Annotated in this window: 16 protein-coding genes; 2 read left to right on the top strand and 14 right to left on the bottom strand. The window is 66.6% G+C overall.

Annotation, left to right across the window (positions count from 1 at the left end; genetic code table 11):
- Nucleotides 1–94 precede the first annotated feature (94 nt).
- From clsB to ABIC50_RS26900, 13 genes are all read right to left on the bottom strand, one after another.
- Nucleotides 95–1369 carry a cardiolipin synthase ClsB gene (gene clsB / locus ABIC50_RS26960; protein ID WP_011657894.1) on the bottom strand — a complete coding sequence of 425 codons (1275 nt, stop codon included), beginning with the start codon at nt 1367–1369 and terminating at the stop codon, nt 95–97.
- Complete coding sequence (gene nudB / locus ABIC50_RS26955) at nt 1366–1860, bottom strand: dihydroneopterin triphosphate diphosphatase (protein ID WP_041491271.1); 495 nt, start codon at nt 1858–1860, stop codon at nt 1366–1368. Before nudB ends, clsB begins: the two co-directional genes overlap by 4 nt.
- Before the next feature lie 157 nt (nt 1861–2017).
- Nucleotides 2018–3820, bottom strand: a complete 1803-nt coding sequence (gene aspS, locus ABIC50_RS26950; protein ID WP_006477843.1) for an aspartate--tRNA ligase — start codon at nt 3818–3820, stop codon at nt 2018–2020.
- A 67-nt stretch (nt 3821–3887) separates the two neighbouring features.
- The gene (locus ABIC50_RS26945; RefSeq protein ID WP_006751501.1) at nt 3888–4538 is read right to left on the bottom strand and encodes a DUF502 domain-containing protein; all 651 of its coding nucleotides are present in this window, start codon (nt 4536–4538) and stop codon (nt 3888–3890) included.
- A gap of 61 nt (nt 4539–4599) precedes the next feature.
- Entirely contained in the window at nt 4600–4935 is a 336-nt protein-coding gene (locus ABIC50_RS26940; protein WP_105832911.1) for an FmdB family zinc ribbon protein, read from the bottom strand.
- Between the two features lie 96 nt (nt 4936–5031).
- Entirely contained in the window at nt 5032–5658 is a 627-nt protein-coding gene (locus tag ABIC50_RS26935; protein ID WP_354168009.1) for a class I SAM-dependent methyltransferase, read from the bottom strand.
- Between the two features lie 17 nt (nt 5659–5675).
- The gene (gene ubiB / locus ABIC50_RS26930) at nt 5676–7253 is read right to left on the bottom strand and encodes a ubiquinone biosynthesis regulatory protein kinase UbiB (RefSeq protein WP_105832910.1); all 1578 of its coding nucleotides are present in this window, start codon (nt 7251–7253) and stop codon (nt 5676–5678) included.
- A gap of 12 nt (nt 7254–7265) precedes the next feature.
- Entirely contained in the window at nt 7266–7892 is a 627-nt protein-coding gene (locus tag ABIC50_RS26925) for a ubiquinone biosynthesis accessory factor UbiJ (RefSeq protein ID WP_354168007.1), read from the bottom strand.
- A gap of 162 nt (nt 7893–8054) precedes the next feature.
- A complete protein-coding gene (locus tag ABIC50_RS26920) occupies nt 8055–9089 on the bottom strand; it encodes a Tim44 domain-containing protein (RefSeq protein WP_354168005.1) in 1035 nt (344 codons plus the stop codon).
- A 41-nt stretch (nt 9090–9130) separates the two neighbouring features.
- Nucleotides 9131–9862, bottom strand: coding sequence for a bifunctional demethylmenaquinone methyltransferase/2-methoxy-6-polyprenyl-1,4-benzoquinol methylase UbiE (ubiE, locus tag ABIC50_RS26915; protein ID WP_006751940.1), 732 nt, complete (start codon nt 9860–9862; stop codon nt 9131–9133).
- 52 nt (nt 9863–9914) lie between these two features.
- Entirely contained in the window at nt 9915–10328 is a 414-nt protein-coding gene (locus ABIC50_RS26910; protein ID WP_011657903.1) for a gamma-butyrobetaine hydroxylase family protein, read from the bottom strand.
- Nucleotides 10325–10768, bottom strand: coding sequence for an HIT family protein (locus ABIC50_RS26905; RefSeq protein ID WP_011657904.1), 444 nt, complete (start codon nt 10766–10768; stop codon nt 10325–10327). The genes ABIC50_RS26910 and ABIC50_RS26905 overlap by 4 nt, the downstream gene beginning before the upstream one ends.
- Before the next feature lie 85 nt (nt 10769–10853).
- Nucleotides 10854–14876 carry a DUF3683 domain-containing protein gene (locus ABIC50_RS26900; RefSeq protein WP_165752020.1) on the bottom strand — a complete coding sequence of 1341 codons (4023 nt, stop codon included), beginning with the start codon at nt 14874–14876 and terminating at the stop codon, nt 10854–10856.
- Nucleotides 14877–15451: 575 nt separating this feature from the next.
- On the opposite strand from ABIC50_RS26900, the gene ilvA reads away from it, so the two are divergent.
- Both ilvA and queF read left to right on the top strand, forming a co-directional pair.
- The gene (gene ilvA / locus ABIC50_RS26895; RefSeq protein WP_354168003.1) at nt 15452–16975 is read left to right on the top strand and encodes a threonine ammonia-lyase, biosynthetic; all 1524 of its coding nucleotides are present in this window, start codon (nt 15452–15454) and stop codon (nt 16973–16975) included.
- A gap of 12 nt (nt 16976–16987) precedes the next feature.
- The gene (gene queF / locus ABIC50_RS26890) at nt 16988–17812 is read left to right on the top strand and encodes an NADPH-dependent 7-cyano-7-deazaguanine reductase QueF (RefSeq protein WP_011657907.1); all 825 of its coding nucleotides are present in this window, start codon (nt 16988–16990) and stop codon (nt 17810–17812) included.
- Nucleotides 17813–17940: 128 nt separating this feature from the next.
- On the opposite strand, the gene ABIC50_RS26885 is transcribed toward queF, so the two are convergent.
- Nucleotides 17941–18327, bottom strand: coding sequence for a RidA family protein (locus ABIC50_RS26885; protein WP_006751946.1), 387 nt, complete (start codon nt 18325–18327; stop codon nt 17941–17943).
- Nucleotides 18328–18354: the final 27 nt, after the last annotated feature.

The raw sequence follows: 18354 nt of genomic DNA, 5'->3' as shown, positions 1-18354 counted from the left end.
CGGTGTCTAACCGAGCCGCTATTTTGCGCGATTCCGGCGGGGCCGGAGCGGCTTTTCCGCACGAACGTGCGGACAGATTTTTTGAAGCGGATGCTTAGTCGTAACCGCCGACTGTCAACGCCTTCATCACGACCCGGTACGTGTTGTACGCGAGCCAGCTCAGCATACGCTCGATGCGTGGCCGCGCGGCGTAGCGGGCGGCGTCGATTTCGCGGCCTTCGGCGAACGCGCTCGTGATCGCGTCGCGCAGCTCGTTGGTGAGCGCATCGTAGCGCACCAGCACGACATTGGCCTCATTGTTGAGCATCAGGCTCAGCGCGTCCAGATTCGACGAGCCGACCGTCGCCCAGTTGTCGTCGATCACCGCGACCTTGCCGTGCAGGATCGTCTTGTCATATTCCGCCACGCGCACGCCCGCGCGCAGCAGCGCGTGATACAGGAACGGCACGGCCGTATCGAGCGCGGTGAACTCGTTGCGGCCGATCAGGATCCGCACGTCGACGCCGCGCCGCGCCGCGCCCGTCAGCGCACGGCGCAGCTTGCGGCCCGGCATGAAATACGGGTTCGCGAGCAGGATCCGCTGTCGCGCCCGCCCGATCGCGGCGAGATACGCCTTCTCGATCGCGCGGCGGTTCACGACGTTGTCGCGCGCGACGAACGCGACGCTCGGCTCGGTGACGACCCGCAGCGCACCGGCCTTGATCCATCGGTGGCTGCGCATCCAGCGCCGGAACATGTCCGGGAACGCCTCGCCGCCGTGCAGGCCGGCCGCGTACTGCGCATACGGCTTGTGGCCGAACTGGATCCGGTGCCACTGCAGCTCGAACGCGGCGCGCACGTCCGACACCGCCGGCCCGGCCATCTCGACCGCGAAATCCCAGCGCGGAAATGGCAGCGTCGCGGTGCCCTGCGTGTAGTCGTCGACGATGTTGATGCCGCCGCAGTACGCGACCGCATGATCGATCACCGCGAGCTTGCGGTGCGTGCGCGAAAAGCCGAAGCGGCCGAACAGGTAGCGGTTGTAGATGCAGTGCTCGACGCCGGCGTCGGCCCACGTGTCGAACAGCGGCAGGCGCGCGGTGCCGACGCCGTCGGTGATCACGCGCACGCGCACGCCGCGCTGCGCCGCGCGGATCAGCGCATCCGACACCGGGCGGCCGGCCGCATCGTCGCAGAAGATGTAGGTTTCGAGCATCACCTGCTCGCGCGCCGCCTCGATCCGCTCGATCAGCGCCTGGAAGAATTCGCCGCCGGTCGTGCACAGCCGCACCGTGTTGCCGGCGGTGAACGCGAGCCGCGACGCGGAGCCGCGTTCCTGCAGGAACATCTGCCGCAATTGCGCGAAGCGCTTGCGGGTTTCCGAATTCATGCGGACGAGCCGTGCGGCGCCCGCGCGAGCGACACGCGCACGGGCAGTTGCAGGATCGCCTCGGCGTTCGACGGCGAATAGCAGCGCGCGGCCGCTTCGCGGTACGGCAGCCATGCATGGTCGACATGCTCGCGCGGCGACAGCGTCACGTCGACGCGGCGCGGCACGCACAGGCCGAACCAGTGCTCGACGTTGCGCGTGACGCCCGGCCCATAGCGATGCAGGTATTGCGGATAGATCGTGTATTCGATCTGGTGGTGCCAGTCGATCAGCGCGGTGGCCGGCACGTCGTGCGTACCGACCAGGATGCCGGTTTCCTCGGCGACTTCGCGCGCGGCCGTGAGCGCGAGCGGCTCGTCGAGCGCGTCCTTCGATCCGGTCACCGATTGCCAGAAATCGGGCTGGTCGGCACGCTTGATCACCAGCACGTCGAGTTCGGGCGTGTAGATCACGACGAGAACGGATTCGGGAATTTTCGGCGGCTTCGTCATCTTTGTTTCATGCGACACAGGGCCGTGCGCCGGGCCTGTGCCCGAACGTGCGGCAAGTGCTGCGACTGTACCGCAAAAAACGAAACAGGCGCATCGGGGCGCCTGTTTCGTTGGGGTGTCGTGCGCGCGTCGCCGTGCGCACGACCTGCGACAGGCGTTACGCCTTCGGCTGTTCCGGCTGACGCAGACGGATGTGCAGTTCGCGCAGCTGACGCTCGTCGACCGGGCTCGGCGCCTGCGTGAGCAGATCCTGCGCACGCTGCGTCTTCGGGAACGCGATCACGTCGCGGATCGAGTCGGCACCGGCCATCATCGTGACGATGCGGTCGAGACCGAACGCGATACCGCCGTGCGGCGGCGCGCCGTACTGCAGCGCGTCCAGCAGGAAGCCGAACTTCAGCTGCGCTTCTTCCGCGCCGATCTTCAGCGCGCGGAACACCTTGCTCTGCACTTCCTCGCGGTGGATACGCACCGAGCCGCCACCGATTTCCCAGCCGTTCAGCACCATGTCGTACGCCTTCGCGAGGCAGCGGCCCGGATCGGTCTCGAGGTATTCGAGGTGCTCGTCCTTCGGGCTCGTGAACGGGTGGTGCGCCGCGACGTAGCGCGCATCTTCGTCGTCGTATTCGAACATCGGGAAATCGACGACCCACAGCGGCTTCCAGCCGGCCTGGACGAGGCCGTTCGCCTTGCCGAATTCCGAATGACCGATCTTCAGGCGCAGCGCGCCGAGGCTGTCGTTGACGACCTTCGCGCGGTCGGCCGCGAAGAAGATGATGTCGCCGTCTTCAGCACCGGTGCGCTCGAGGATCGCCGCGATCGATGCGTCGTGCAGGTTCTTGACGATCGGGCTCTGCAGGCCGTCGCGGCCCTTCGCCTTCTCGTTGACCTTGATCCATGCGAGGCCCTTCGCGCCGTAGATGCGCACGAATTCCGTGTAGCCGTCGATGTCGCCGCGCGACAGCTCGCCACCCTTCGGCACGCGCAGCGCCGCGACACGGCCGTCCTTCGCGTTGGCCGGCGTGCTGAACACCTTGAAGTCGACGTCCTTCATCGCGTCGGTCAGCTCGGTGAATTCGAGCTGCACGCGCAGGTCCGGCTTGTCCGAACCGAAACGCGCCATCGCTTCCGAGTACGGCATCACCGGGAATTTCGCGTCGAGTTCGACGTCGATCGTCGTCTTGAAGATGTGACGGATCATGTCTTCGAAGAGATCACGGATTTCCTGCTCGCCGAGGAACGACGTCTCGCAGTCGATCTGCGTGAATTCCGGCTGGCGGTCGGCGCGCAGGTCTTCGTCGCGGAAGCACTTGGTGATCTGGTAGTAACGGTCGAAGTTCGCGACCATCAGCAGCTGCTTGAACAGCTGCGGCGACTGCGGCAGCGCGAAGAACTGGCCCGCGTTCACACGCGACGGCACCAGGTAGTCGCGCGCGCCTTCCGGCGTGCTCTTCGTCAGCATCGGCGTTTCGATGTCGATGAAGCCCTGCTCGTCGAGGTACTTGCGCGCTTCGATCGCGACGCGGTAGCGCAGGCGCAGGTTGTGCTGCATCTGCGGACGGCGCAGGTCGAGCACGCGGTGCGTGAGGCGCGTCGTTTCCGACAGGTTGTCGTCGTCGAGCTGGAACGGCGGCGTGACCGACGCATTCAGCACGTTCAGTTCGTGACACAGCACTTCGATCTTGCCGCTCTTCAGGCCGGCGTTGACCGTGCCTTCCGGACGGTTGCGCACGAGACCCTTGATCTGCACGCAGAACTCGTTGCGCACGCCTTCGGCGGTCGCGAACATTTCCGCGCGATCCGGGTCGCACACCACCTGCACGAGGCCTTCACGATCGCGCAGGTCGATGAAGATCACACCGCCGTGATCGCGGCGGCGCTGCACCCAGCCGCACAGCGACACGGTTTGGCCCAGCAGGTGTTCGGTCACGAGACCGCAGTATTCAGTACGCATCGACATGATGTTTGCTTTCGTTCGGTTTGATCAACGGGTGCCGCAACGCGCGGCCCGGGCGATGATTCTTTACTTACAGCGGCGGCTCGACGGGGCGGCGGGCGGGCACCGGAGCCGGCGCCGACGGCGCCACGACGCCCATCGAGACGATGTACTTGAGCGCGGCATCGACCGACATGTCGAGTTCGATGACTTCGCTCTTCGGGAGCATCAGGAAGAAGCCCGACGTCGGGTTCGGTGTCGTGGGCACGTACACGCTCACGTACTCTTCCGTCAGATGGTTGACCACGTCGCCGCCGGGCGCGCCGGTCAGAAACGCGATCGTATACGAGCCGCGACGCGGGTATTCGATCAGCAGCGCCTTGCGGAACGCGTTGCCGCTGCTCGACAGCAGCGTGTCCGACACCTGCTTGACGCTCGTGTAGATCGGCCCGACGACCGGGATGTGACGCACGACCGCGTTCCACCACGTGACGAGCTTCTGGCCGATGAAGTTCTGCGTCGCCAGCCCGACGACGAAGATGAACGCGAGCGTCAGCACCGCACCAAGCCCCGGCAGGCGGAAGCCGAGCGCCCGCTCCGGCTGCCACGATTCGGGCAGCAGCAGCAGCGTCTGGTCCATCGTGCCGATGATGAGACCGAGCACCCACAGCGTGATCGCGAGCGGGACGAGAACCAGCAGGCCGGTCAGAAACACCGATTTCAGGGTCGTCTTTTTCATCATCTGCCGTCAATGAACCGCGCCGGAAGCGCGGTGTGGACGCGGCCCGGACGGGCCGCGACTGTCAACTGCCGGCGGCGGGCGCCGCGGCCGGGGCCGGCGCGGCGCTCGTCGTCGTACTTTCGGAACTCGTGGCGGCTGCCGCCGGCGCCGCGGCGGCGGGTGCCGCAGCCCCCGCTTCGCCCGTCGCCGTCGCCGGCGCGCTGGTGCCGCCCGAGCCACCGCGGAAATCGGTGACATACCAGCCGGAGCCCTTCAGCTGGAAGCCGGCGGCGGTGACCTGCTTGCGAAAAGCATCCTTCCCGCATTCGGGGCACTGCGACAGCGGCGCGTCGCTCATCTTCTGGAGCATGTCCTTCGCGAAACCGCACGCTTCGCATCGATAGGCGTAGATCGGCATGATATTTTTCCCGCGGAAACTGGAAACGGCTTGCAAAACCTTGAATTATATCCGAAACCCCGGCGCGCTCCGGCAACGGCCGCGACGCGCCGGGCTTCAGCGACGGCGCCACGTGAGCCAGCGCTCGTGTCCTTCGAACACGGCCAGCGAATCGGTCACGGGCAGATCCTCGATCAGCTCGAAGTGCGGCGCGAGCAGCGCATCGAGTTCGGCGCGCTCGATGCCGAACGGCGGGCCCTTCGGTTTCTTCGTCACGAAGAAATAACCGGCCAGCAACGCGCCGGCGGGCAGCAGTTCGGCCATCCGCGCCGCATAGCCGGCGCGCAGGCTCGGCGGCAGCGCGCACAGGAACGCGCGCTCGTACACCCACTGCACGTCGAACGGCGGCCGATACACGAAGAAATCGGCCTGCTCGACGACGTCCGCATGCGCGCCGAGCTGCGCCTTCGCGGCCGCCACCGCCTGCGCGGCGAAATCGATCGCGCGCACGGGCCAGCCGGCCTGCGCGAGCCAGCCGGCCTCCCGCGCACTGCCGCAGCCGGGAATCAGCACCGCGCACGGCCCGAGCCGCTGCGCAAACGCACGAAACCCTTCCGGCACGCCGCCGAATTCCCACGGTGTCACGCCGCGCGCGAAACGCTCGTCCCAGAACGATGCGTCGCCGGGGTCGCGCGTCGCGAAATCGGCGGGGCCCGGCGTGGACGGTTGCTTCGGTTCGGACATCGCGCGGCTCCTGTCGGTCACGCGCCGTACGCGAGCGCGAGCAGCACGCGCGCGACGAGCGCCCCGACGCCGACGGCAAGACCGAAGATCAGCAAGGCCTGCAACAGCCGGTTGGTCCGTTTCTGCTCGAGGAGGACCTGACGCATCAGGTCCTCACTCGCCGCACGCGGCGCATCGTGGCGCGCCGCCATCGCGTGGTGGATCAGGCGCGGCAGTTGCGGCAGCGTCTTGCTCCACTGCGGCGCCTCGACCTTGAAGCGCTCGTACCAGCCGCGCAGGCCGATCTGCTCGGTCATCCAGCGCTCGAGATACGGCTTCGCGGTCTTCCACAGGTCGAGTTCGGGGTCGAGCGAGCGGCCGAGCCCCTCGACGTTCAGCATCGTCTTCTGCAACAGCACGAGCTGCGGCTGGATCTCGACGTTGAAGCGGCGCGACGTCGAGAACAGGCGCATCAGCACCTGGCCGAGCGAGATGTCCTTCAGCGCGCGGTCGAAATACGGCTCGCACACCGCGCGGATCGCGCTTTCGAGTTCCTCGACGCGCGTCTCGGGCGGCACCCAGCCCGATTCGAGGTGCAGCGTCGCGACGCGGTGGTAGTCGCGCTTGAAGAACGCGAGGAAGTTCTGCGCGAGGTAGTTCTTGTCGAAATCCGACAACGCGCCGACGATCCCGAAATCGAGCGCGATATAGCGGCCGAAAGTCTTCGGGTCGAGACTCACCTGGATGTTGCCGGGGTGCATGTCAGCATGGAAGAACCCGTCGCGGAACACCTGCGTGAAGAAGATCTCGACGCCTTCGCGCGCGAGCTTCTTGATGTCGACGCCCGCGGTGCGCAGCGTCTCCACTTGGCTGATCGGCACGCCGGTCATGCGCTCCATCACGAGCACCTGCGACGTCGAGAAATCCCAGAACATCTCGGGCACGAGCAGCAGGTCGAGGCCCGCGAAGTTGCGGCGCAGCTGGCTGCCGTTCGCGGCCTCGCGCATCAGGTCGAGCTCGTCGTGCAGGTACTTGTCGAATTCGGCGACGACTTCGCGCGGCTTCAGGCGCCGGCCGTCGGCCCACATGCGCTCGGTCCACGTCGCGATGTCGCGCATCAGCGCGAGGTCGGAATCGATCACCGGCAGCATGTTCGGGCGCAGCACCTTGACCGCGACGGCCTTGCCCGCGTGCACGCCCTGCTTCAACTTCCCGAAATGCACCTGCGCGATCGACGCGCTCGCGATCGGCTCGCGCTCGAATTCGTCGAACAGCTCGTCGACCGGCGCGCCGAGCGACTTCTCGATGATCGCTATCGCGACAGCCGAATCGAACGGCGGCACCTGGTCCTGCAGCTTCGCGAGCTCGTTCGCGAAATCGACCGACAGCAGGTCGCGGCGCGTCGACAGCACTTGGCCGAACTTCACGAAGATCGGGCCGAGGCTTTCGAGCGCGTGACGCAGCCGCACGGCGGGGGGATCGGAATAGCGGCGGCCGATCGTCGTGATCCGCAGCAGCAGCTTCACGCGCCGGTCGTCGATCCGGGACAGCATCACCTCGTCGAGGCCGAAGCGGATGACGGTGTAGACAATCTTGATGAAACGGAAAATGCGCATGCCCTGCGGCCCTCAGTGCGCGCCGCGCGGGCCGGAACCCGTGCGCGCGCCGATTTTTTGTTCGAGTCGCTCGATCCGTTTTTCGACCCGCGCGAGCGCATCGCGCGCACGCGCCAGTTCGGCGTCGAAGCCGCCGAGCACCGTGCGCCGAACGACTTGCGGGTTCTCGTCGAGCCAGTACTCGGCGACGGAATCGAGCACGTTGCGGCCGGTGCGGCGCGCGCGTGCGCCGGCGTCGCGCACGACCGTCGCGATCCGGTGCGCCGCCGCGTCGCCGACCAGCTTCGCGAGATCTTCTTCAGGTTCCCAGCGCAGGTGCTCGGCCAGCTTCGCGATCTGCGTCGCGAACTCCGCGTCGCCCTCGATCTTCACGTGCTTCATCACGGCCGGCTGGCCGCCCTGCAGGAACGCGGCGACCGCGTCGCCCGCGAGCGCGATCGACACGTCGACGTGTTGCGCATCGTGCGCGTCCACCGCGGACAGATAGCCGTCGGGCTGCACGAGCAGCGTGAGCATGACGGGCGGCACGTCGAGCCGGGCGGTCTTGCCCGCGTAGGGGATCAGGCGGTCGCGCGCCCACGATTCGCGCGCGAGCAGGTGATTGACAGCAGCAGCAAAAGGCTTGGCGGCAAAGGTCATCGGGCTGGGAAAGAAAAACCCGCGCAGGCCGGGCGCCTACGCGGGTTTCTATTGTAACGTCGGATCGTCGGCAGACCGCGGCCAACCGCACACCCGGGCGGCAAGCGGTCGCAGTGCGACGACCGTCGCCCGGGCAGCCGGCAAGCCGGCCGCCGGTCACGCTCAGTGCGTGTTGATCTGCTGGATACCCGCGAGCAGCCAGCCCTGGCTGCCCGACTTCGACAGGTTCCACACCTCGTCGAGCGGCGCGGCCGGCGCATTCGCCGACTCGCGGATCAGCCCGTGGAAGCGCACGCTCGCCGACTGCTCGATGCCGCGATCCTCGATCGCGACCAGCTCCGCGTCGAGCTGCACGACATCGGTCTGGTTCGCTTCGTTGCCGCGCGAATCGAGATCGATCTTGATCTCGGCGAACATTTCCGGCGTCGTGAACTCGCGGATGTCGGCCAGGTTGCCCTGGTCCCATGCCGCCTGCAGGCGCACGAAGTAGACCTTCGCGCTACGCAGGAACGCTTCGGTGTCGAAGCCGGCCGGCACCTGCAGCGGTGCGGCCGCCATCGCGCCCGCCGCACCGGCAGCCGCCGCGCCGCCGCCGAACACGCCTTGCGCTTCGTTCGCATAGCTGCTGCCGCTGCCTGCATAGTTGTTGCCGGTGCTGCCCTGCTGGAACGACGGGCTTTGCGAGTAGCCACCCGACGACGATGCCGAGCCGCCGACCGAATACGCCGGCTCCTGCGAACGGCGGCGGTTCATGAACTTGCGGACCAGCCAGATGCCGACCATCGCGAGCAGTGCGATCACGATGACGTTCGCCATCATGCTCGCGAACGCGCCGCCCAGGCCGAAGTGCGACAGCAGCGCCGCGATGCCGAGGCCGGCCGCGAGACCGGCGATCGGCCCGAGCCAGCGCGAGCGGTTCGGCTGCGCGGCCGGTGCCGGGGCGGCCGGGTTCGCGCGCTGCGCCTGATTCGGCGCGGCCTGCTGCATCGGCTGCTGCGCGGGCGGCGTGGCCTGGCGCTGCGTGACGGTGGAATTCTGACGGCCGATGCTGCGCCCGCCGCCCATGCGCTTGGCCTCGGCGTCGAGCGATGCGAACGTGCCGGCCGTGAGCAGGCCGACCATCAGCAGCGTGCCGGCCCGTCGAGCCCACGGCTTCGACGGCTTGCTACGGTTGAACAACGAACGCGATTCGGACATCAGTTTCTCCAGATGTAAGGCGAATGTATGGAAAGAACCCCTTAGTACTTGGTCCCTAGGTGTAAAGCTACCACGCCACCTGACAAATTGTAATATTTGACGGCATCGAGGCCCGCTTGTTCCATCATCGTCTTCAGCGTGTCCTGATCGGGGTGCATCCGGATAGATTCAGCAAGATACCGGTAACTTTCAGCATCTTTCGCGAACTTGTCGCCAAGCCACGGTAATACTTTGAAAGAATACAGATCGTACGCTTTTTTCAGCGGATCCCAGACTTTCGAGAATTCCAGCACCATCACGCGGCCGCCGGGCTTCGTCACGCGGCGCATCTCGGCGAGCGCGGCGTCCTTGTGCGTCATGTTGCGCAGCCCGAACGCGACCGTGACCACATCGAAGTAGTTGTCCGGAAACGGAGTTTTCTCCGCGTCGCACAGCAGCGACGGCGTCACGATGCCCTTGTCGAGCAGCCGGTCGCGGCCGACGCGCAGCATCGATTCGTTGATGTCGGTGTGCCAGACCTCGCCCGTCGGGCCGGCCGCCTTCGCGAACGACTTCGTCAGGTCGCCCGTGCCGGCCGCGATGTCGAGCACCTTGAAGCCGGGGCGCACGTTCGCCTGCGCGATCGTGAACGCCTTCCACGCGCGGTGCATGCCGGCCGACATCAGGTCGTTCATCAGATCGTAGTTGCTCGCGACCGAATGGAACACGCCTGCCACTTTCTTCGCTTTTTCGGTTTCCTCGACGCTTTCGAAGCCGAAGTGGGTTTTACTCATCGCGTTGATCCTCAGTAAATGGCAAGACGGCGCCGAGCGGGCGCCGTCGATTTCAGTGGCAGTGGCCGTGCGGCGCGGGTGCCGCCTGCATCGGCGCGTCGCGCTCGACGCCCGCCGCCTTCAGTTTGTCGAAATAGTCGCGCCACAGCGCGTCCTGCTGCGTCGCCAGTTCGTACAGCAGATCCCACGAGTAGATGCCGGTCGAATGGCCGTCGGAGAACGTCGGCTGCAGCGCATAGTTGCCCACGCCCTCGAGCGCGGTGATCGTCACCTCGCGCTTGCCGGTCTGCAGCGTCTCCTGGCCGGGCCCGTGGCCGCGCACCTCGGCCGACGGCGAATAGACGCGCATCAGCTCGAACGGAATCCGGAAGTTCTCTCCGTTCGGGTATTGCAATTCGAGCACGCGCGACACCGCGTGCACGACGACGCCGGACGGAATCGGCGTCGTGGAAGTCAAACCGCTCATGGCTGCCTCGAATCGGTCGTTCGTTGAATTTCCTCGCGCACCGCATTGTGCAGCAGCGAGGCCTGCGCCGCGCGCGAGCGCAGCAGCGCCTCGGACACGCTGCGCTGGCGCGGCGCCCAGACGGGCTGCGGGAAATGGGCGTCGTTCGAGAAGCGCGGGATCACGTGCCAGTGCACGTGCGGCACCATGTTGCCGAGGCTCGCGAGATTCACCTTGTTCGGCTGCATCACGCGGCGCACCGCACGCTCCACCGCGTAGACGATGCGCATCAGATGTGCCCGCTCGGGCTCGCCGAGATCGGAGAACTCGGCCACGTGCGCGCCCCAGATCACCCGGCAGAAGCCCGGGTAGTCGTGCTCGCCCGCCGCGAGGACGACGCGCAGCATGTCGTCCTGCCAGAGCACCTCGCCGCCGTCTTCACGGCAAAACACGCATTCCATCGTCGCTCCCATGTGGACGGGCGCCGGCGCTCATGCGCCGGCGCCCGCTCATCCCAAGCCCGGCCGGGCGGTCGTCATGCCCGCATTAGACCAGCACGCGCTCGATCCCGCCATTGTTCGCGTGTGCGACATAGTCGGCCATCCAGTTCTCGCCGAGCACCTGGCGCGCGATTTCGACCACGATGTAGTCGGCCTCGATGTTCGCGTCCTCGTTGTAGCGCGACAGGCCCTGCAGGCACGACGGGCAGCTCGTCAGGATCTTCACGTCCGGGCCGTTCGCGGCGGCGGCCGGCGCCGGCGCGTTGCCGGCCACGACCGGGATGCTGCGCAGCTTCGCCGCACCCTTGCGGATTTCCTCTTCCTTGCGGAAGCGGACCTGCGTGGAGATGTCCGGACGCGTGACCGCGAGCGTGCCCGATTCGCCGCAGCAGCGATCGTTCTTCTCGATCTTGTAGCCGTCCTTCTCCGTGCCCATCAGCTCGTTGACGAGCTTGACCGGATCCATCGTCTTGATCGGCGTGTGGCACGGGTCGTGATACATGTAGCGCGTGCCCGTCACGCCGTCGAGCTTCATCCCCTTCTCGAGCAGGAACTCGTGGATGTCGATGATCCGGCAGCCCGGGAAGATCTTGTCGAATTCGTAGCCTGCAAGCTGGTCGTAGCAGGTGCCGCACGACACGACCACCGTCTTGATGTCGAGGTAGTTCAGCGTGTTGGCGACCCGGTGGAACAGCACGCGGTTGTCGGTGACGATCTTCTCGGCCTTGTCGTACTGGCCCGAGCCGCGCTGCGGATAGCCGCAGCACAGGTAGCCCGGCGGCAACACCGTCTGCACGCCCGCTTCCCACAGCATCGCCTGCGTCGCGAGGCCGACCTGCGAGAACAGGCGCTCGGAGCCGCAGCCCGGGAAGTAGAACACCGCTTCCGAATCGACGGTGGTCGACTTCGGGTTGCGGATGATCGGCACGATCTTGTTGTCCTCGATGTCGAGCAGCGCGCGCGCCGTCTTCTTCGGCAGGTTGCCCGGCATCTTCTTGTTGACGAAGTGGATCACCTGCTCGACCACGGGCGGCTTGCCGACCGTCGCCGGCGGATGCTGCGTCTGCTTCGTCACGACCTTCTTCAGCATGTCGTTCGCGAAGCGCTGCACCTTGTAGCCGACGCCCATCATCGCGCCGCGCGCGAGGTTGATCGTCTGCGGGTTGGTCGCGTTCAGGAAGAACATGCCCGCCGCATTGCCGGCGTTGAATTTCTTCTTGCCCATCTTGCGCAGCAGGTTGCGCATGTTCATCGTGACGTCGCCGAAGTCGATCTTCACCGGGCACGGCGTCGCGCACTTGTGGCACACCGTGCAGTGGTCGGCCACGTCGTTGAACTCGTCCCAGTGCTTGATCGACACGCCGCGGCGCGTCTGTTCCTCATACAGGAACGCCTCGACCAGCAACGAGGTCGCGAGGATCTTGTTGCGCGGGCTGTACAGCAGGTTCGCGCGCGGCACGTGGGTCGCGCACACCGGCTTGCACTTGCCGCAGCGCAGGCAGTCCTTCACCGAATCGGCGATCGCGCCGATGTCGGATTGCTGCATGATCAGCGACTCGTAGCCCATCAGCCCGAAGCTCGGCGTGTACGCGTTGCGCAGGTCGGCGCCGTCGAGCAGCTTGCCCTTGTTGAAGCGGCCGTGCGGGTCGACGCGCTGCTTGTACGCGCGGAATTCGGCGATCTCGTCGTCGGTCAGGAACTCGAGCTTCGTGATGCCGATCCCGTGCTCGCCGGAGATCACGCCGTCGAGCGAGCGAGCGAGCTTCATGATGCGTGCGACCGACGCGTGCGCGTCCTGCAGCATCTCGTAGTTGTCGGAGTTGACCGGGATGTTGGTGTGGACGTTGCCGTCGCCCGCGTGCATGTGCAGCGCGACGAACACGCGGCCGCGCAGCACGCGCTTGTGGATCGCCTGCGCTTCGTCGAGGATCTGCTTGAACGCGCCGCCGTTGAAGATCGCGCGCAGCTCCGCGCGGATCTCCTGCTTCCACGAGATGCGGACCGTGCGGTCCTGCGTGATGTGGAACACGGTCGCGCCCGGCTGGTCGTCAGCCCGATCGGCGAACTTCTCGGCGAGCGCCTCGTAGCCGAGCTGCACGAGGTAGTGCTGCGCCTCGCGCAGCGGCTGGTCGAGCCGGTCGCGCACGAATTCCCAGCGGGCCCGCACGCGCTTGAGCAACTCCAGCGCCTGCTGCACGCGATCCTCGAGCAACTCGGCGCTCGGGATCTCGTTCGCGTCGTCGGTCTTGCCGAGCGGCAGGTTGCCGCCGCGGAAGAACGCCTCGAGCGCGTCGACCAATTGGAGCTTGTTCTTCAGCGACAGCTCGATGTTGATCCGCTCGATGCCGTCGGTGTACTCGCCCATCCGGTTCAGCGGGATGACGACGTCCTCGTTGATCTTGAACGCGTTCGTGTGCTTCGCGATCGCGGCCGTGCGGCTGCGGTCGAGCCAGAAGCGCTTGCGCGCCTCCGCGCTGACCGCGACGAAGCCTTCGCCGCTCTTGCCGTTCGCCATCCGGATCACTTCGGACGTCGCTTGCGCGACCGCATCGGCGTCGTCGCCGACGATGTCGCCGATCAGCACCATCTTCGGGAAGGCGTTGCGCTTGCTCTTGGTCGCGTAGCCGACCGCGCGCAGGTAGCGCTCGTCGAGGTGCTCGAGGCCCGCGAGGATCGCGCCGCCCTGCTTCGACGTCTCGAACAGGTAGTCCTTGATTTCGACGATGCTCGGGATCGCCTCGCGCGCCTGGCCGAAGAATTCGAGACAGACGGTGCGCGTGTGCGCGGGCATCTTGTGCAGCACCCAGCGCGCGGACGTGATCAGCCCGTCGCAGCCTTCCTTCTGCACGCCCGGCAGACCGGCGAGGAATTTGTCGGTGACGTCCTTGCCGAGGCCTTCCTTGCGGAACCGGCGGCCTTCGATCTCGAGCATCTCGGTCTTCAGCAGCTTCTCGCCCGGCGCATATGCGCCGTCGAACCACTTCAGCTCGAAGCGCGCGACCGCGATGTCGTGGATCTTGCCCTGGTTGTGCTCGTGGCGCGTGACTTCGAGCCAGTTGCCCTCCGGGTCGACCATCCGCCACCAGGCGAGGTTGTCGAGCGCGGTGCCCCACAGCACGGCCTTCTTGCCGCCGGCGTTCATCGCGACGTTGCCGCCGATGCACGATGCGTCGAGCGAGGTCGGATCGACCGCGAACACGTAGCCGGCCGCTTCGGCCGCTTCCGTCACGCGGCGCGTGACGACGCCCGCGCCGGAGAAGATCGTCGGGACCTTGTGCGCGACGCCCGGCAGTTCGGTGAGCTCGACCGCGCCGAGCTGTTCGAGCTTCTCGGTGTTGATCACCGCGGAGAACGGCGTGAGCGGCACCGCGCCGCCCGTGTAGCCGGTGCCGCCGCCGCGCGGGATCACGGTCAGGCCGAGTTCGAAGCACGCCTTGATCAGTGCCGCGATCTCGGCTTCGGTATCGGGGGTCAGCACGACGAACGGGTATTCGACGCGCCAGTCGGTCGCATCGGTCACGTGCGACACGCGCGACAGCCCGTCGAAGCGGATGTTGTCCTTCTGCGTGCAGCGGCCGAGCGCCTTGGTCGCGCGGCGGCGCAGGTCGGCCATCTTGTCGAATTCGTCGGCGAATTCGTCGACCGCGCGCTGCGCGGCGGCCTCGAGCATTTCGACACGTTCCGCGCGTTCGCGGCCCGCGTCGTCGTGGTGCGCGGTGAGGTCGGCGCGGCGGCGCTTGCCGATCTCGGTCAGACGGTGGTTCAGCGCCTCGATCAGGAGCGCGCGGCGCTTCGGGTTGTCGAGCAGGTCGTCCTGCAGGTACGGGTTGCGGCGCACGACCCAGATGTCGCCGAGCACTTCATACAGCATCCGGGCCGAGCGGCCCGTGCGGCGTTCGGCGCGCAGCTCGTCGAGCACCGACCACGCGTCCGCGCCGAGCAGGCGGATCACGATCTCGCGGTCGGAGAAGGACGTGTAGTTATAGGGAATCTCGCGCAGTCGGGGCGCGGGGTCGGCGGCGACGGCGGCGGCCGCGCCATGCGGATCGAAAACTTGTGGTGCGTTCATGTTCGGACGACTCGGAGGGCCGATACACCGTGCACGGGCGTCGGCAAGCGCGTAGGCGCAATCTTGGGGAAATCTGTTCTGTTGCCAGGCGCGCGATTATTTCGCATGGGGCCGGAGCGGGTCTGGACTCACCGTTCCGGGTTGGCAGGGCCTGGCGGCACTCGGAGCCATCAGCACGATCGCGCGCGGCGCGCATGCCGTTCCGCCGCAGGGCTGGCTGCGCGCGGCGTCGGCTTCAACGGGGCGATCCGAGGGTGCCTCTGCATCTTCCGATCCTTGATTCAAAACAGAATTCTAACCCATGATCGGCCCGTCCGTGACAGGCCGGACAGGTCGTGGGGCTTTCGCCGCAACCCGCACCAGGCCTGGTTCGGCACCATTTCGCGGCGACATTCGCCGTCCGTCCGGTCGGTAACCATGCGGTTAAGCCGGTAAACAGGGACGCGTCACGCGGCAAACACGGCCGCCGGTGCGGTTTCGCGACGGCGCGCCCGGCATGCCGCTTGCGTGCGGGCGGACCCTTGGCGCTATCATTGACGTTTTACCGTCTGCTTCCGCACCGCACGCGAGCGCCCATGGCATCCCACGATTACCTGAAGAAAATCCTCACCGCGCGCGTCTACGACGTCGCGCTCGAGACGGAACTCGAACCCGCCCGCAACCTGTCGGCCCGACTGCGCAATCCCGTTTACCTGAAGCGCGAGGACAACCAGCCGGTGTTCTCGTTCAAGCTGCGCGGCGCGTACAACAAGATGGCGCACATTCCGGCCGACGCGCTCGCGCGCGGCGTGATCACGGCATCGGCCGGCAATCACGCGCAGGGCGTCGCGTTCTCGGCGGCCCGGATGGGCATCAAGGCCGTGATCGTCGTGCCCGTCACGACGCCGCAGGTGAAGGTCGACGCGGTGCGCGCGCACGGCGGCCCGAGCGTCGAGGTGATCCAGGCGGGCGAGTCGTACAGCGATGCGTATGCGCATGCCGTGAAGGTGCAGGCCGAACGCGACCTCACGTTCGTGCACCCATTCGACGATCCGTACGTGATCGCCGGCCAGGGCACGATCGCGATGGAAATCCTGCGGCAGCACCAGGGCCCGATTCACGCGATCTTCGTGCCGATCGGCGGCGGCGGCCTCGCGGCCGGCGTGGCCGCGTACGTGAAGGCGGTGCGCCCGGAGATCAAGGTGTTCGGCGTGCAGGCCGAGGATTCGTGCGCGATGGCGCAGTCGCTGCAGAAAGGCGAGCGCGTCGAGCTGAGCGAAGTCGGGCTGTTCGCGGACGGCACCGCGGTGAAGCTCGTCGGCGAGGAAACCTTCCGGCTCTGCAGCGAGCTCCTCGACGGCGTCGTGACAGTGGACACCGACGCGCTGTGCGCGGCGATCAAGGACGTGTTCCAGGACACGCGTAGCGTGCTCGAGCCGTCCGGCGCGCTCGCGGTCGCGGGCGCGAAACGCTACGCGGAACGCGAAGGGATCGAGAACCAGACGCTCGTCGCGGTCACGTCCGGCGCGAACATGAACTTCGATCGGATGCGCTTCGTTGCCGAACGCGCGGAAGTCGGCGAGGCACGCGAAGCCGTGTTCGCGGTCACGATCCCCGAGGAGCGCGGCAGCTTCAAGCGCTTCTGCTCGCTCGTCGGCGAACGCAACGTCACCGAGTTCAACTACCGGATCGCCGATGCGCAGGCCGCGCATATCTTCGTCGGCGTGCAGATCAAGCGGCGCGGCGAATCGGCGGAGATCGCCGCGAACTTCGAGTCGCACGGCTTCAAGACCGTCGACCTGACGCACGACGAGTTGTCGAAGGAGCACATCCGCTACATGGTGGGCGGCCGCTCGCCGCTCGCGCTCGACGAACGCCTGTTCCGCTTCGAATTTCCGGAACGGCCGGGCGCGCTGATGAAGTTCCTGTCGTCGATGGCGCCGGACTGGAACATCAGCCTGTTCCATTACCGTAACCAGGGTGCGGACTACAGCTCGATCCTCGTCGGGCTGCAGGTGCCGCAGGCCGATCGCGCCGAGTTCGAACGCTTCCTCGCGGCGCTCGGCTATCCGTATGTCGAAGAGAGCGCCAATCCGGCGTACCGGCTCTTCCTGTCGTAAAGGCTTCGTGCAATGAATCCCGAACACTCCCCGCTCGGCAAGGCCACCGTCTATGCCGCCCAGTACGACGCGTCGCTGCTGTTCCCGATCCCGCGCGCCGGCGCGCGCGAGCAGCTTGGCATCACGTCGGCGCTGCCGTTCTTCGGCACCGACATCTGGAACGCGTACGAGCTGTCGTGGCTCAACGCGCGCGGCAAGCCGCAAGTCGCGGTCGCGACGTTCTACGTGCCGGCCGAATCGCCGAACATCGTCGAATCGAAGTCGTTCAAGCTGTATCTCGGCTCGTTCGCCCAATCGAAGTTCGACTCGCTCGACGCGGTGCGCGACACGTTGAAGCGCGACGTGTCGGCCGCGTGCGGCGCGAGCGTGTCGGTGCAGCTCGTGTCGCCGCACGATTTCGGCAAGCTTCAGATGGAAGAGCTCGACGGGCTGTCGCTCGACCGGCTCGACCTCGACACCGACGTGTACGAACCGGATCCGTCGCTGCTGTCGGCCGCGCAGGACGAAGCGCCGGTCGAGGAGACGCTCGTGTCGGACCTGCTGCGCTCGAACTGCCCGGTCACCGGCCAGCCCGATTGGGGCAGCGTGCAGATCCACTACGTGGGGCCGCAGATCGACCATGCGGGGCTGCTGCGCTACATCATTTCGTTCCGCAATCACACGGGCTTTCACGAGCAGTGCGTCGAGCGCATCTTCCTCGACATCCTGCACGCGTGCAAACCGTTGAAGCTGGCGGTGTATGCGCGCTATACGCGCCGCGGCGGGCTGGATATCAACCCGTTCCGCACGAACTACAACCAGCCGATGCCGGATAATGCGCGGACCGCGCGGCAGTAAATGAAGCGGTATTGGCGGGCAATCGCCGCCAGCCGCAGCCCCAGCGGCAACCATGAGCCCGCAACGAAACAGCCCCGCCGGCTCGCGCCGACAGGGCTGTTTTGCTGTGTGCGCCGGAAACGCGCGCGTTACTTCGCCGGCGCCTTATAAGCAATGCAATCGACCTCGACCTTGCAGTCGATGACCATGCTCGACTGCACGCACGCGCGCGCCGGCGGATGCTCGCCGAAGTACGACACGAACACCTTGTTGAACGACGCGAAATCGCGTGCGTCGTCGAGCCACACGCCGCAGCGCACGACGTGCTCGAGGCCGTAGCCGGCTTCCTTCAGGATCGCGATCACGTTCTCGATCGTCTGCTTCGACTGCGTGACGATCCCGCCTTCGACGACCTCGCCGTTCACCATCGGCGTCTGGCCCGACACGTACAGCCAGCCGTCGGCCTCGACCGCGCGTGCAAACGGCATCACCTGGCCGCCGGTACCCTTCGCTTCGCCCACGCCATATCGCTTCATCGTTTCACTCCTGGTTTGTCGACCGGC

The sequence above is a fragment of the Burkholderia sp. 567 genome, from assembly GCF_040545115.1.
GTDB classification, from domain to species: domain Bacteria; phylum Pseudomonadota; class Gammaproteobacteria; order Burkholderiales; family Burkholderiaceae; genus Burkholderia; species Burkholderia ambifaria.
Note: the sequence above shows the minus strand (reverse complement) of the source record. Positions and strands in the feature narration are given on the sequence as shown.